The following is a 15,847-nucleotide window of genomic DNA, read 5'->3' as shown; positions in this document are numbered from 1 at the left end:
CGAAATCTAAATTCCAGCGCAATGAAGCGAATTTTACTGCCCACCGACTTTTCCGATAACGCTTTTGAAGCAATCCGATATGCCCTGCTTGCTTTTAAAGATATAGAATGTACTTTCTATCTTTTGCATACCTATACACCTCCCATCTATCATACAGAATATCTTTTGGGGAGTCCGGGACAGATTGGCCTGGGCGATATAATGCATGAAACTTCCCAAACGCAGTTGGAGCAATTACAAAGTAGTTTGGAAAATCTGTATGAAAATCCGAAGCACACCTTTAAGGTGCATACGGCCTTCAATACCCTATTGGGCGAAATCGCTGAAACCATAGAAAATGAAAATATAGGTTTAGTGGTCATGGGTACCAAAGGAGCCACCGGGGCAAAGGAAATTCTGTTCGGCACCAATACCGTACACGTTATTAAAAGGGCCAAGTGTGCCGTATTAGCGGTACCTCCAAAATTTGAGTATGAAGCCCCTAAAGAAATCTTGTTTCCCACAGATTATGAAATCGAGTATAAAAAGGAAAACTTCGATGCCCTTTTGACCATCGCAGAAGAACACCAATCCCGAATCAACGTGATGCATGTCCGTACAGAATTTGACCTCACGAGTACACAGGAAAAACACAAGCTGCAACTTGAAAAGCTTTTAGGAGATAAGGCTCTTTTCCATGATATGCCAGACAACGAAATTATCGATGCCATCAATGATTTTCAGCTCAAGGAAAAAATCAATCTATTGGTCATGGTACAGAACAAACATACGTTTTTAGAGCGTCTGTTTATAGAACCGGTCATCAAAAAAATTGGGTTCCATATTACGGTACCTTTTATGGTCATTCCACAATTATAAGATGAAAACGATGAAGAACATATTGGTTGCCACTGATTTCTCGAACGACGCCTATTGCGCGCTATTCTATATTTCCAAATTAATGGCATCAAGACCTTGTGCCATTTACATACTGAATGTTTTTGATGAAAACACGCCCTTACATGGAAAAAAAACCAAACTTTTTGGTAGTAAGAAACGGCTAAAGGAAATAGCGACAGAATCAAAAGAAAAGTTGACAAGTACCTACCATAAAATCATAATGGACACCGAAAACCCCCAACACCGTTTTCAGACAATTTCAAAAAAAGGGATACTTGTTAAGGTATTGGCTAAAACCATTGACGATCATCAAATAGATTTGGTAGTTATGGGCACGAAAGGTAATACGGGTGCCAAAGAAATCTTTTTAGGAAGTAATACTGTGCAAGCTGCCAACACATTGACCAAATGCCCTATTTTGGCGGTGCCCAAACAAATTGATTACAAGGCGCCTAAAGAAATTGCTTTTGTGACCGATTTCAAAAAAGGCTGTGCCAAGGAAACGATAGCTCCGTTATTGTATTTGGCCTCGTTTAGCGATGCCTCCATTCGGGTCATGCATATCAATGAAGAGAAAATTCTGAACAAAGAACAGGAGTCCCATAGAAAGCTACTGGAACTTTGCCTAAAGAATGTCGATCATAGTTTTCATTGGATGCAGAATTTTACCGATAAGGCCCAGGTAATAGATACTTTTTTAGAAAAACTTGACATTGATATGTTTGCAATGGCACACCACAAACGAAGCTTTTTCGAAAAGTTGGTACGCGAACCTGTCATCAAGGATGTCAGTATCTATTCGGATATCCCCTTTTTAATACTTCCACATCAAGACTGATAATTGTCATAGGTAATCGACCCCTTGCCTTCTAATTTTACCAAAGAACCTAAAAAAGAAATGTCATGGGCAAGAGAATATTAGTACCTACGGATTTTTCAAAAAATGCGTTGAATGCCATACGCTATGCACTGGACCTTTATAAAAAACAGACCTGTGAATTCTATTTTTTAAACGTATTTCGGGTGAATAGCTATACTACGGATACTTTAATCATACCGGAACCGGGCAGTGCGCCCTACGAAGCAGCAAAAGAAGAATCTAAAGAGGGATTCGTAAAACTGTTGGATATTTTGGAACTGCACCACGACAACCCAAACCATACTTACCGTACGATTTCTAGCTTTAACTTTTTATCGGAAGCCATCAAGCAGACCATCGCCGAAAAAGATATCGATCTCGTGGTCATGGGTACCCAAGGAGCTACGGGTGCCAAGGGTGTGATATTTGGCAGTCATACTGTAAACACCATGGAGAAAATCAGGGAATGTCCTGTTCTTGCAGTCCCGGAAGAGGTGCGCTTTTCCATTCCGAAGGAAATTGTGTTTCCAACGAATTATAAGTCGACTTTCAAGCGAAAAGAATTGAATTACTTAATAGAAATCGCAAAAATGCACAATGCCGCCATTAGGGTCTTATACATCAACAAAAAACGCGAACTGAACGAGGCTCAAGAAAACAACAAACAACTCTTGGACGAAATTCTAGGAAATGTAGACCACAGCTTTCATATGCTAACGGATAACGACATTTCAGATGGAATAACCTCTTTTGTGGAAAGTCGGGGTAGCGATATGATCGCCTTTATCAATAGAAAGCACTTCTTTTTTGGCAGCGTCTTTTCAAAACCTTTGGTCAAGGAAATTGGCTATGATGCCACCACGCCGATTTTGGCTTTACACTAAAAACATACGGACATGAAAAATGTAGGAATTTGGATGGACAAGGAAAAAGCCCATATCGTACGTTTGAACGATGAGGGAGAAAAATTGGAAACAATTTACTCGAATCTTGAATTTTTGAAACCAGCGGGAGGATCCAGGACACGTTCTGCCAAATGGGGACCCCAAGACGTGATTCAGGACAGTAAATACCTGGAAAGGGAAAAGCATCAACTTAAAGCATATTTCAAAAACCTTGCAGATGCCATCAGGGATGCCGATGCAATAGCTCTATTCGGCCCAGCGGACACCAATGAAAAGTTCCGGAAAGAGTTGATGGAAGAACACAAGGATCTAGCTAAAAAATTGAAAACGGTCGCAAAAGCCGATAGTATGACTGAAAACCAGACCAAAGCCTTGGTACGGGACTATTTTAGGCATAAAAATTAGTTGGTTAATGTCTAAACGAACCGCCAAAACACAAATTGTTTTGGCGGTTTTATTTAGAAATGAAAGATCATGGGCCCCCTCCTAGACTTTATTGATAACCCCATAATTATAAAAATCACAAGACTTTTATTATGGATATGGGACAACTATCAAGGCCGGTTCAACGAGGATTACCTAATGCAACAGGGAATCTATAACGATGAAGGTTACTACGACACATTTACGGTATATCATGCACAGACTACCTTGTATTGCATTTGTGAGGGCAAAGAAAGGGCAATGATTTGGAGGGGAGGTATAGATATAACCGATCCGCAGGATGTAGAAAAGTCGGTAAAGGATTATATAAAACTTGTGGTCACTGCAATGGAGGAACAAGATTTAATTTTCAGAAAAGAGCGAAAGGATGAAATTACAGGTATATAATTCCAGAATATGGATAGCTAGGAGTAAGGAACATGCAAAAACGAACTAGGGCTTGAATTGATCAACTCATAACACCGGACTGAACACTTTGCCAAAACCTTCCTTCAACTTGTCACTCCATGGTCTTTCTAAATATTCATGGTATGAAAGTATTTTACTAACGTTTGCTTCCTTTAGAAAATCTTTCTTTAACTCTTCGGTGAAAGTCTTGTCATAAACAATGGCATTGACCTCATAGTTCTGTTCAAAACTGCGGTCGTCCAAGTTGGCCGTCCCTATGGTTGCAATGGTATCATCACTGACAATAATCTTACTATGCAAAAATCCATCGGGAAAAAGATAGATTTTAACATGGGATTTAAGCAAGGTTTCAAAATAGGACCTTACACACCAGTTGACAATTTTATTATCGGCATTTTCGGATACCATCAGTCGAACATCTACTCCCCCAAGGGCCGCGCTTTGTAAAGCCTGCATAATGGCCTGTCCTGGAATGACATAGGGATTGGTAATGTAAAGATAATCCTTGGCTTTATTGATAATGGTAAAATAAGCCTGTTCCAGCGAAGGAAAATCATCGTCGGGGCCACCCGATGCAATCTGTACCAGTTTCCCTGAATTATCTGCAATTATCTTATTTGGTCGTGAAAGTGGCTCAATTGATCTTTGACTTACCAGAAACCAATCCATGGCAAAAACATTGTCCAGATGATCGGCAGCAGATCCTTCAAGTCTCAGGTGCATATCGTGCCAATTACCCAACGCTGGATCTCCCTTAAGGTACTTATCCGATATGTTGATGCCACCGGTAAAGGCGACCGTGCCGTCTACCACAATAATCTTTCGATGGTTTCGATAGTTTAAAGAGGAAAGAAACCGACCAAACCTAAAGGGTAGAAAGGGATATACCTCAACACCAATAGCACGTAGTTTTTCTAAATATGGCTTGCTTAATGAAAAGCTGCCGATACTATCATAAATCATTCGTATCGAGACACCTTGGTCTATCTTTTGTTCAAAAAGAAGCAATAACCTATCGGCGAGTTCCCCTTCCTCAAAAATATAATATTGTAGATGTATTTGAGTTCGGGCACGTTCCAAGGCATCAAAAATAGATTCGAAGGTCATTTTTCCGTCCTTGAGTAGTTGAAGTCGATTATTTTCCGTTGGGGGGAAATGCGAATTATGATAAACCAAGATCATCAATTTTCGGTACTTACCGCCTATAGATGCCATGTGGCTGGTAGACGGTCGGGGCAGATTAAAGAATGTATTCTTTTTGAGTTTCAACAGCTTGTTCTTTCTGCGGTTTCTTCCCAATAGCAGATACAATATGATACCTCCCACCGGAACGGTAAATATGGCTAATAACCAAGCTAATGTCTTAGAGGGTTTCGCCCCATGCAATAAGATGCTTATTACGATGGATATGGCGATGATAACATAAAGAATAAGAAGGATTGTAGTCCACATGCTTTCCTTTTATGGATAGATTTTAATTCAGTCTAATATTAAGGAAGTTACAACAATTTAAAATTAACAGGAATACAATAAGGAACCATTACAGATCTCTCTTTCTACATTTCTGGTCTAGTCCGAGGTAAGGGCGATGATACACTCGGCCTCCTTACTTGTATCATAACTCTTGTCCAATGTCCTCCATACAAGAAAGATTACTGGTGTAAGCCCTATGGCAAAAAAGAGTCTGCTGTCGGGGTTCAAATCTACTTTTGGATTCTTTTTGGTTCATGACCTAGAAATTTAATGTGACCAAGGTAGTGCGAGAGCTACATTTTTGCCATGATATTGGTCAGTTCTGAAAGGTTATGAATTAAATCTCAAACCTGATGAGATCTAGGGGGAAATTTGGAAATCAGATATAAGGATTAAAGTAAAAATCTAACGATTTCTAGAAAACTAATGAATTTACATAAATCCCATAGAATTTAGAGTATTGGAGCATGTTTGACCAATGAACAGTAAATGAGCACATTATCAATGTTTTAACTGTTCCTAAATATTATTTAAAGCCATTTAATATCAGTTGATTTCAACTTTTGTTGTACCTATGTTGTACCCAACAATACAAAAACCCCTTGATTTCAACGAAATCAAGGGGTTTTCTTGTTGGCCTACTAGGACTCGAACCTAGAACGACTGGACCAAAACCAGCTGTGTTGCCAATTACACCATAGGCCATTACCGCAATTGAGCGTGCAAATTTAGAACAAAGTTTGGTTTGCACAAACATTTTTAAGTACAATAACCTAAAAATTCGATTGTATTACGCTGTTAACGATTTATGAAATTCTATCCATAAATCTATTATAATTACTAAATTCGCCGCATCGAATAAACCGAACAGTACATGTTTTCAAAGAACTTCGAGAAGTGGGACACCATCTTGGGTTGGTCCGTTTTTTTTATAGCCCTTATCGTCTACACCATAACCGTAGAACCCACCAATAGTTTTTGGGATGCCGGTGAATACATCGCCACCTCAGCAAAACTACAGGTAGGGCACCCACCAGGGGCACCTCTTTTACAAATGATCGGCGCATTTTTCGCCATGTTCGCGCTCGAACCGGACCAAGTGGCACGCATGGTCAATTATGTTTCGGGCGTTTCCAGTGCCTTTACCATTCTCTTTATGTTTTGGACGATTACCAACCTCGTTCGCAAACTCATCGATAAAGATGAAAAAATAACGAATAGCAAAGCCATCGCCATTTTAGGTAGCGGCCTTGTGGGCAGTTTGGCCTTTACCTTTTCCGATAGCTTTTGGTTCAATGCCGTGGAGACCGAAGTATATTCTATGGCCAGTTTTATCATGGCGCTGCTTCTTTGGATGGGGCTAAAATGGACAGACACTCTTCACGACCCGAGGGGCAACCGATGGATCATACTTATTTCGTTCGTGGTCGGGTTGACCTTCGGCATCCAATTTATGGGCTTTTTGGCGATACCCTCTATCGGCCTACTTTATTATTTTCAGACCTACAAAAAAACCACGGTCAAGAATTTTCTTATCGCCAACATTGCCGTCATCGGTATCTTGATGCTAGTCTATAAGTTTTCATTGACTTATGTGTTGGTCCTTTTTGGATGGGGAGAGGTCTTTTTCATCAACAGCATAGGGCTGCCCTTTAACTCGGGATCCATCATTATTGGACTCTTATTTATCGGGGCATTCTATTGGGGGCTGAACTATACCCGTAAGAACAATTACAAGACCGCTAATACCATCGTGCTCTGTTTGATGTTCTTGTTCTTAGGATTTTCGTCGTGGATCATGCTTCCGATCCGTGCGAATGCGCAAGTGGTCATCAATGAGAATAATCCTTCGGATGCACGTTCCTTATTGGCGTATTACAATCGAGAGCAATATCCCGGAGTAGACAGTCCCATTTATGGCACCTACTATTCCGATATGTTCGCTCCGGCAGGAGAAGACAAGGACGAAAAACCCAAATACGAGAAAGACGAGACCTTGGGCAAATATGTCATCGTTAACCATTATGAGAATGCCTTGCAAGGCCCCAATCCAAAACATCAGGGAATTCTTCCGCGTATGTGGAGCGGTCAAAACGCCGAAAACTATATGCAGTATTTCGGGCCTCTCAATTTTAAGATGAAGCAATCCAATGAAGAATTGCGCAAGGCCGTAGATCAAGTAAAAACTGGGTTTGCCAACGGTGAGATCGATGCGGAACAGTATATCAGCTTCCTAAAAAGATTTAACGAATACCTCGAAGTCGAACCACCGACGGTATGGCAAAATATAAAGTATATGTTCGAATTCCAGTTCGGATATATGTACTGGCGGTATTTTATGTGGAACTTCGCCGGAAAGGAAAACGATGTTCAGGGCCGGTACAATGGCAATGGTAATTGGTTGTCAGGTATTCCGATCGTGGATGCCATGCGCTTGGGTAGTCAAGACAACCTACCTAGCGACATTGAGAACAACAAGGCCCGTAACACGTATTTCTTTTTACCCTTGATTTTAGGATTGATCGGATTGATTTTTCAAATCTCTAAAAATCCGAAACAGTTTTGGGTACTGGCTATATTCTTTTTGTTCACGGGCCTGGCCATTCAATTCTACACCAACCCCTATATTTTTCAACCGCGCGAACGCGATTATTCTTTGGTGGGTTCCTTCTACGTGTTCGCCCTATGGATAGGTCTCGGGGTTTACGGACTCTTCGATGAATTCAAAAAATGGTTGACCCCAAAAATATTGGCTCCAGTCGTCACCGCGGTTTGCTTACTTGCCGTACCCACCGTTATGGCCTATCAGAATTGGGACGACCACGACCGTTCCAACCGTTTTACGGCCAATGCCTCGGCCAAGGCCTATCTCGATTCATGTCAAGAAGATACCGGTGCCATTTTATTTACCATCGGCGACAATGACACCTTCCCGTTATGGTACGCGCAAGAAATAGAGGGATACCGCACCGATGTGCGCATCGTGTGTACCAGCCTTTTCGAAACGGATTGGTATGTTGATCAAATGAAGCGAAAGGCCTATGAGAGTGACCCTATTCCCTCGCAAATTGAACATGATAAATACCGTTGGGGCTCCCGAGATGTTTTGTACCACCAAGGTGTGACCGAAAATCGTTGGCCTATTAAAGATTTTATCAACTGGCTCGATAGTGACAAGCCACAGACCAAATTGAAACATATTCTGCAACAACAAGGTGCCGATTTGAGCGATTACTCCATGAACACCCAGAATATCGTGTATTATCCGACCAATAAAATCCGTGTTTCGGTCAACAAGAAAAATGTTTTGGAAAGCGGACTGGTCAAAATAAAGGATTCCGCTGAAATCGTGGACTATATAGATATTGATTTGCCCACCACTGCGATTACTAAAAAAAGCATGATGATGCTGGATATTTTGGCCAATAATGATTGGAAAAGACCTTTGTATTTTTCAGGAGGAAGCTTCGACGATGCCGAATATATTTGGATGAAAGATTATTTGCAATTGGATGGCATGGCCTACAAATTGGTTCCCATTAAAACGGAGCGTAAGAACTCGTTTGAAATGGGAAGAATCGATAGCGATCTCATGTACAACATCGTAAAGAAATGGGATTGGGGCAATTCGGGAAGCCCTGATATTTATCACGATCCACAAACCCGAATTCAAAGTATTTCGTACCGTAGCAATCTTGCCCGATTGACCGAAACCTTGATCGACGAAAATAAAATCGATAAGGCCAAGGATATTATCAATATGGCCATGGAAAATATGCCGCTGGACTATTTCGGGTACTATACGTTTGCAGAGCCCTTTGCAGATGGCTACTACAAGGTGGGGGAGACTACCAAAGCGCGTGAACTGTTCGAGAAATTGAAGACCAAATACCAAGAGCGCCTCACCTACTATGCAGGAATGACATTAGATGCGCAATACGAAAGAATCGACGAGATTATTTCCGATATGGAGGCCTATCGCAGAAATATCGACATCTTGATCAACAACAATGATCGGGAAATGGCCGAAAAAGAAACGTTGATCTTCAATGAATATATTGACAGATTCAGTCATTTTTATAAAGACGAAGAGCCTGAAATGAATGTGACGCCCGAAAGAAATCCCGATATGGTCGATACGGTAGGTATTTCAGATACTATAGCCGTCGACAACACGGAAACAGAAGACGTTTTGGACACGGTTCTGGTGCCAGATGGAAAATAAATTAAAAGATTGAGACCCTCTAGATTTCTGGGGTCTTAGATTTTACTAAACATACTCCTTAAGAATCCCAATAAGTGTATTGGCATCTTGCTCACCGCTCTGGCGCCATACCATCTCACCTTTTTTGTAGATCATAAGCGTGGGCAACCCTTTGACACGTAGTGCTTGGGAAAGCTCTTTGTTTTTGTCCACATCGATTTTGATGACCTTACTTTTATCGCCCAAGGCGGCAGCTACATCACGGAGTACGGCGTGCATCGCAGTAGACTGTTCATTCCATTCCGCATAAAAGTCCAACAACACCGGAACTTTTAAATCGATAAGATCGCCAAATTTTGACATATGGTATGCATTGTGTTATCCGCCAAATGTAATAAAATTTGATAAAATAGTGGTGCTGGCGACTTAATTGTAATCGAAAAACGCTCTTAAATCAGGTAATCCGTTTCTTTTTTAGGGTTATGACCGAGATTTCGGGCCAAATACCTACCCTACCGGGGTAGCCCAAAAACCAAAACCACGGTTGACATTGATGAATTGTCCGAGTTCACTGTAAATGCCCGCCCAATATTTGTAACGCCACTTTACGGGACTCCACTTGATCCATCCAGGAATCTCGATACCGAACTGCATACCGTGGGTATGGCCGCTTAACGTCAGGTGATAATGGTAATCATCGTTGATGACCACATCTTCCCAATGTGATGGGTCGTGGCTCAATAAAATCTTAAAGTCGTCTTTAGAAATTCCTTCGGTCGCTTTTTTCAGGTCACCGGCTTTTTTGAATCCTCCCCTGCCCCAATTCTCTACGCCTATCAAGGCCAATCGATCGTTTCCTTTTTGAAGATATCTACTTTCGTTGAGCAAGAGATCGAATCCGATTTCTTTTTGAAGGTTGATCAGTTGTTGTAGGTTTTCGGCCTTGGCTTCCGGAGTATCCCAATCTACATAGTCGCCATAATCATGGTTTCCTAAAACCGAGAACTTTCCGTCGGGCGCACCCAAGGTAGCGAAAAGTTCTTTCCAAAGATTCATTTCCTCCGCCTTATTATTGACCATATCCCCGGTAAAAAAAGTACATCGCTCTTTTGTTGGTTGACCAGGTCGATGGCATATTCGATTTTCTTCTGGTCATCAAAACTTCCACTATGTACATCTGAAATCTGTGTAATGCGATATCCATCAAAAGCATCCGGTAAATCATCGAATTCCAAATCGTATTTCAATACCTTAAAATTGTATTTGCCCTTATACATGCCATATAATAATGCCCCAAAGGGAATGGCCGCTAGACCCATGCCTAAAAGACTCATGAACCTTCTGCGCTCAGGGACAGTAAATGTTTTATCTCCTCCTAGAAATTTATGATAGGCCCCTGCCAGCAATCGAAAAATATCTTCTGAAAAAAGAAACAGAATGGTAATCAACTGAAATGTTATTACCGTTATCAAAAAACCAAAGGCATAACTTTTTGGGCGGCTAAGTACTCTACCTTCAGCCTCTCCCCAAGTGAATTGAAAGATAAAGTTACCCAATACCAAGAGGCATAAGGCAATGAACAGGTAATAGACCCAAGGTAGGCGTGTAATCGTCTTTAGGGCCTGAAGGGCATAAAGACCTAGCGCTAAGTATATAAGAATAAAAATGATCCAACGGAGCATAGCGATTTTTTACAAAGATATTTTTTCGAGCCGGTTACATTGACCCTTTTGCATTTTATTTAACTTGAATAATGGATAAGCAAACAGCACGAATTTTTCATTTCTCCAAACCCTAAAGGGAGGAAAAATTCTCGAAAACAAGAATATTCAAGAAAATCCTTACCCTTTAGGGTTAGGGCAAAAGGATTTTCTGTCTCAAATTGTTATCCATTATTCGCATTATTTAACTTCATTTACAACGCCTCGCAGTGTTTCAACATCACTGATACCGAGTTCGTCATCCTTGAGAAAAGAAGGTGAGTTCATAGAGACCATGGGTTCGCTTGGCAAGGTTCTTTCAAATTTCACTCCGGATAGATGTATGGCTTTGAACCCAATTTCTTTAAAAAAATGTACGTTTTCAGGGCGAATTCCTCCACCGGGCATAATGGTACACGTAGTGGAATTACGATGTAGCTGGGCCAGAAGTTCAATGCCTTCGGGAGCGGATTTCCGTTGTCCGGATGATAATATATAATCGACCGAAATATCCTCTAATCGCCCCAAAGCGCTTAATGGATCTTTCACCCAATCAAAAGCCCTATGAAAAGTAAACTTCAAAGTACCGGAAGCTTTCCGAAGTACTGCCGTTCGTTCAAAATCTAATGAAAAGTCTTTGTGCAATACCCCTGAAACAATTCCTTCGAAACCCAAATCCACACAAAGTTCAATATCCTGTTTCATGATTTCAAAGTCGTATTCGGAATAGGTAAAGTCTCCGCTTCTCGGTCGAATAAGTACGTGCACAGGAATCGAAATATACTTTTTGATACTTTTCAACAACCCATACGAGGGGGTAACGCCCCCCACCGCCAACTCTGAGCATAGCTCGATTCGATCCACACCGGCCTTTTCGGCATTCAAGGCAGATTCCAAAGAATTGGCGCAAACTTCTACTAGCATTTTCGCTATATTTAGTGTCCTAAAAGTAAGCAACACAGCCCATGCAACGAAGAAAGTTTCTTAAAAATTCAAGTGCCGCTAGCGCGGGAATATTTACCACTCCCCTTTTTGCCTCATGTAACGAAGAAGCCAAAAAAACCAGGGCCATTGAGACCTTGCAGGCCATTCGCCCAATTGCAATCTGTACCTGGGATTTTCACAATGCGACCACCAAAGCCTGGGAAGTACTTGAAAATGGAGGTGCCTCTTTGGATGCCGTAGAACAGGGTGTCATGGTCGAAGAGGCCGATGTGAACAATCAGACCGTGGGTGTTGGTGGTAGACCTGACCGCGATGGAAACGTGACTTTGGATGCCTGTATCATGGATAAGGACAGCAATTGCGGAGCCGTACTCTGTATGCAAAATATAGCGCATCCGATTTCTGTAGCAAGAAAGGTTATGGAAGAGACTCCCCATGTCATGCTGGCCGGAAAAGGTGCGGAACAGTTCGCCTATGAACAAGGTTTTAAAAAGACCAACTTGCTCACTGAACAGTCCCGATTGGAATGGGGGGAATGGAAAAAGACCTCCAAATATGAGACGGTAATCAATATCGAAAACCACGACACCATTGGTATGTTGGCCATTGATAAGAATGGAGATATTGCAGGGGCATGTACCACAAGCGGAATGGGCTATAAGTATGCAGGACGCGTCGGAGATTCCCCAATTATCGGAGCAGGACTTTTTGTTGACAATGAAATCGGGGGCGCAACGGCCACCGGAGTTGGTGAGGAAGTCGTACGTACCGTTGGTAGTTTTCTGATCGTCGAACTGATGCGACAGGGAAAATCACCCCAAGAAGCCTGCGAAGAAGGTGTAAGGCGCATTATGGAAAAGAACAAGGACCGAGATGATTTTCAAATCGGTTTTATTGCTATCAATAAAAAAGGGGAAACAGGGGGGTATTGCGTTCATCCGGGATTTACCTATCGCGAATATTCAACTAAAGGACATGAAAATAAGGAGGTAACAAGTTATTTGAAGTCATAAGAATAACGAAACTAAAGCGCCTCCTTTTTTGATATGGGTCACACCTGCAAAAAGTCTTGGGTCATGACTCTTGATTCTAGGCTCTTTTTTCTACTTTTAAAGACTTTAGTATTTTAAACTTCATACCTCTAAATTCGTATTTCTAACTTCCAATTATGGCAGACCAAAAACGACTTTTTCTTCTCGACGCATACGCTCTGATTTTCAGGGGCTATTATGCCCTCATAAAGAACCCTCGAATCAATTCAAAGGGCATGGACACTTCGGCCATTATGGGTTTTATGAATTCGCTCTTTGATGTCATCAAACGTGAAAAACCGGATCATCTGGCCGTTTGTTTTGACAAGGGGGGCAGCACGGAACGTACCGAACTATTTGAAGACTACAAAGCCAATCGTGATGAGACGCCCGATGCCATTAAAATTGCCGTACCCTATATTCAAGATATTCTAAAGGCGATGCATATTCCCTCAGTGGTCTTGGAAGGTTGGGAAGCCGATGACATCATCGGTACTTTGGCCAAGCAGGCCGAAAAGGAAGATTATAAAGTCTTTATGGTCACTCCTGACAAGGATTTTGGTCAACTCGTCTCCGAGAACATTTTCATGTACCGCCCAGCGCGTATGGGCAACGGAATTGAAATTTGGGGCATACCGGAAGTGCAAAAACGCTTTGGGGTCGAGCGGCCCGAACAGGTCATCGATTACTTAGGTATGATGGGTGATGCGAGCGATAACATTCCCGGACTTCCCGGAGTTGGTGATAAGACTGCCAAAAAATTCATTGCCGAATTTGGGTCCATTGAAAATCTTTTTGCCAACACTGATAAGCTCAAAGGGGCTTTGAAAGAAAAAGTCGAGGCCAATAAGGAATTGGGACTGCTTTCCAAAAAATTGGCGACCATATGCATCGATTGTGATGTAAAATTCGATGCCAAAGATTATGAAATGTCCGTTCCGGATAATGAAAAAGTACAGGAGATTTTTGAGGAGTTGGAGTTCCGTAGATTGAAAGATCAGTTTATTAAAATATTTTCAGGGGAAGAGGATACGCCCCAAACCCAGGTCACCAGTACACCAACTGCCAAAAAGCAAGCTCAAGCAGCGGGTGGCGGACAGTTTTCTTTGTTCGGAAACGATGGCGCGAGTCCGGCTACCATCAAAGATGTTTCAAGCCGACAAACCATTAAAGATGTTCCCCATGTTTATCAGAGCATAGCGCCTGGAATGGCGATGAAACTTTTTCTTCAAAATCTGATGAAGCAGTCTTCTGTCTGTTTCGATACGGAGACGACCGGAATAAACCCCTTGACCGCAGAATTGGTGGGTATCGCTTTTTCTTGGGAGCCTACTAAGGGATTTTATGTTCCCTTTCCGGAGGATAAAATAGAAGCGCAAGAACTTATCGAACAACTTCGCCCTTTTTTCGAATCGGAGGCCATCGAGAAAATCGGACAGAACTTGAAGTATGACATCAAAGTCTTGGACAAATATAAGGTCAAGGTCAAAGGCAAGTTCTTCGATACCATGTTGGCGCATTATTTAATCAATCCCGATATGCGGCACAATATGGATGTGCTTTCGGAAACCTACCTCAACTACACCCCGGTATCGATCACCGAACTCATTGGCAAAAAAGGCAAAAACCAATTGAATATGCGTGATGTGCCTTTGGAACAGCAAACAGAATACGCGGTCGAGGATGCCGACATCACCTTTCAACTGGCACAACACTTTAGACCCGAGCTGGCCGAAGCGAAGACCGAAGACCTTTTTAATGATATAGAGATTCCGCTATTGCATGTTTTGGCGGATATGGAATTGGAAGGCATCAATTTGAACGAGGAGTTTTTAAAATCGCTTTCCACAGATTTGGATAGCGATATCAAAAATCTAGAGCAAAAAATATATGCGGATGCCGGAGAAGAATTCAATATAGGTTCGCCCAAACAATTAGGGGAAATCCTTTTTAATAAAATGAAATTGGTCGATAAGCCCAAAAAGACCAAAACAGGACAATATTCAACTGCGGAAGATGTGCTTTCGTATTTGGCCAAAGACCATGAAATCATTCGAAATGTGCTGGAATATCGCGGACTATCCAAACTGAAAAGCACCTATGTAGATGCGCTGCCCGAACAGGTAGAGCCATCCACAGGACGGGTTCATACCGATTATATGCAGACCGTTGCCGCCACTGGGCGTTTGAGCAGTAACAATCCGAATTTGCAGAACATTCCCATCCGCACCGAGCGCGGGAGACAAGTTCGCAAGGCCTTTATTCCCAGGGATGAAAACTATGTTCTATTGGCAGCGGATTATTCGCAGATAGAACTGCGCATCATTGCTGCCCTTAGTGAAGAAACTACGATGATCGAGGCTTTTAAAAATGGGAAAGACATTCATGCCTCGACGGCTTCAAAGGTTTTTAACGTTCCCCTTGAAGAAGTAACCAGAGAACAACGAGGTAATGCCAAAACAGTCAATTTTGGAATCATCTATGGTGTCTCCGCCTTTGGACTCAGTAATCAAACCGACCTCTCTCGATCCGAGGCAAAAGAACTTATTGAAACCTACTACAAGACCTACCCAAAGCTCCGAAATTACATGGGCGAACAAATCGATTTTGCTCGCGACCATGGCTATGTACAAACCGTTTTAGGTCGTCGTAGATATTTAAAGGATATCAATGGAAGTAATCAAGTCGTGCGCGCTGCGGCAGAACGGAATGCGGTCAACGCACCCATTCAAGGCAGTGCAGCCGATATCATCAAATTGGCGATGATCAACATCCACAAAAACCTATCTGAAGAAAATTACAAATCCAAAATGCTGCTGCAAGTGCATGATGAATTGGTATTCGATGCCTATAAACCTGAACTGGAGAAGCTCAAGGCTATGGTCAAATCTGAGATGGAGAATGCCTATAAACTTTCCGTACCCTTGGATGTTGAATTAGGCGAAGGAAACGATTGGTTAGAGGCGCATTAGAAACCCGCTAGCCCCCAAAGGGGAAAT

Annotated in this window: 11 protein-coding genes, 1 tRNA gene and 1 pseudogene; 8 read left to right on the top strand and 5 right to left on the bottom strand. The window is 42.0% G+C overall.

What is annotated here, in order from left to right; genetic code table 11:
• Positions 1-21 precede the first annotated feature (21 nt).
• The 5 genes from N8A86_RS12235 (at position 22) to N8A86_RS12215 (ending at position 3,474) form a co-directional block, all read left to right on the top strand.
• Positions 22-858: a universal stress protein gene (locus N8A86_RS12235; RefSeq protein WP_273565648.1), complete on the top strand. Its 837-nt coding sequence runs from the start codon at positions 22-24 to the stop codon at positions 856-858.
• Between the two features lie 10 nt (positions 859-868).
• Positions 869-1,717, top strand: a complete 849-nt coding sequence (locus N8A86_RS12230) for a universal stress protein (RefSeq protein WP_273565647.1) — start codon at positions 869-871, stop codon at positions 1,715-1,717.
• Positions 1,718-1,782: 65 nt separating this feature from the next.
• Positions 1,783-2,622: a universal stress protein gene (locus N8A86_RS12225; protein ID WP_273565646.1), complete on the top strand. Its 840-nt coding sequence runs from the start codon at positions 1,783-1,785 to the stop codon at positions 2,620-2,622.
• A 12-nt stretch (positions 2,623-2,634) separates the two neighbouring features.
• Complete coding sequence (locus N8A86_RS12220) at positions 2,635-3,048, top strand: hypothetical protein (protein WP_273565645.1); 414 nt, start codon at positions 2,635-2,637, stop codon at positions 3,046-3,048.
• A gap of 69 nt (positions 3,049-3,117) precedes the next feature.
• Positions 3,118-3,474, top strand: a complete 357-nt coding sequence (locus N8A86_RS12215; protein WP_273565644.1) for a hypothetical protein — start codon at positions 3,118-3,120, stop codon at positions 3,472-3,474.
• A gap of 66 nt (positions 3,475-3,540) precedes the next feature.
• Here N8A86_RS12215 and cls read toward each other — a convergent pair whose 3' ends face one another.
• Both cls and N8A86_RS12205 read right to left on the bottom strand, forming a co-directional pair.
• The gene (gene cls / locus N8A86_RS12210) at positions 3,541-4,947 is read right to left on the bottom strand and encodes a cardiolipin synthase (protein WP_273565643.1); all 1,407 of its coding nucleotides are present in this window, start codon (positions 4,945-4,947) and stop codon (positions 3,541-3,543) included.
• Between the two features lie 654 nt (positions 4,948-5,601).
• Positions 5,602-5,673: transfer RNA gene (locus N8A86_RS12205), tRNA-Gln, on the bottom strand.
• Between the two features lie 169 nt (positions 5,674-5,842).
• Between N8A86_RS12205 and N8A86_RS12200 the strand changes: the two genes are divergently transcribed.
• Positions 5,843-9,193: a glycosyltransferase family 117 protein gene (locus N8A86_RS12200; RefSeq protein ID WP_273565642.1), complete on the top strand. Its 3,351-nt coding sequence runs from the start codon at positions 5,843-5,845 to the stop codon at positions 9,191-9,193.
• Positions 9,194-9,238: 45 nt separating this feature from the next.
• Here N8A86_RS12200 and N8A86_RS12195 read toward each other — a convergent pair whose 3' ends face one another.
• The 3 genes and pseudogenes from N8A86_RS12195 to N8A86_RS12185 all read right to left on the bottom strand — a co-directional run bounded on the left by N8A86_RS12195 (position 9,239) and on the right by N8A86_RS12185 (position 11,796).
• A complete protein-coding gene (locus N8A86_RS12195; protein ID WP_273565641.1) occupies positions 9,239-9,535 on the bottom strand; it encodes a thioredoxin family protein in 297 nt (98 codons plus the stop codon).
• Positions 9,536-9,626: 91 nt separating this feature from the next.
• Positions 9,627-10,854, bottom strand: a pseudogene (locus N8A86_RS12190) (metallophosphoesterase).
• 219 nt (positions 10,855-11,073) lie between these two features.
• Positions 11,074-11,796: a copper homeostasis protein CutC gene (locus N8A86_RS12185; protein WP_273565640.1), complete on the bottom strand. Its 723-nt coding sequence runs from the start codon at positions 11,794-11,796 to the stop codon at positions 11,074-11,076.
• 41 nt (positions 11,797-11,837) lie between these two features.
• On the opposite strand from N8A86_RS12185, the gene N8A86_RS12180 reads away from it, so the two are divergent.
• Both N8A86_RS12180 and polA read left to right on the top strand, forming a co-directional pair.
• Positions 11,838-12,830, top strand: coding sequence for an isoaspartyl peptidase/L-asparaginase family protein (locus tag N8A86_RS12180; protein WP_273565639.1), 993 nt, complete (start codon positions 11,838-11,840; stop codon positions 12,828-12,830).
• 155 nt (positions 12,831-12,985) lie between these two features.
• Complete coding sequence (gene polA, locus N8A86_RS12175; RefSeq protein WP_273565638.1) at positions 12,986-15,820, top strand: DNA polymerase I; 2,835 nt, start codon at positions 12,986-12,988, stop codon at positions 15,818-15,820.
• Positions 15,821-15,847 lie beyond the last annotated feature (27 nt).

Source organism: Maribacter halichondriae (assembly GCF_027474825.1).
Classification (GTDB): Bacteria; Bacteroidota; Bacteroidia; order Flavobacteriales; family Flavobacteriaceae; genus Meishania; species Meishania halichondriae.
The sequence above is the reverse complement of the archived record's forward strand: the minus strand, read 5'-3'. Positions and strand labels throughout refer to the sequence as shown.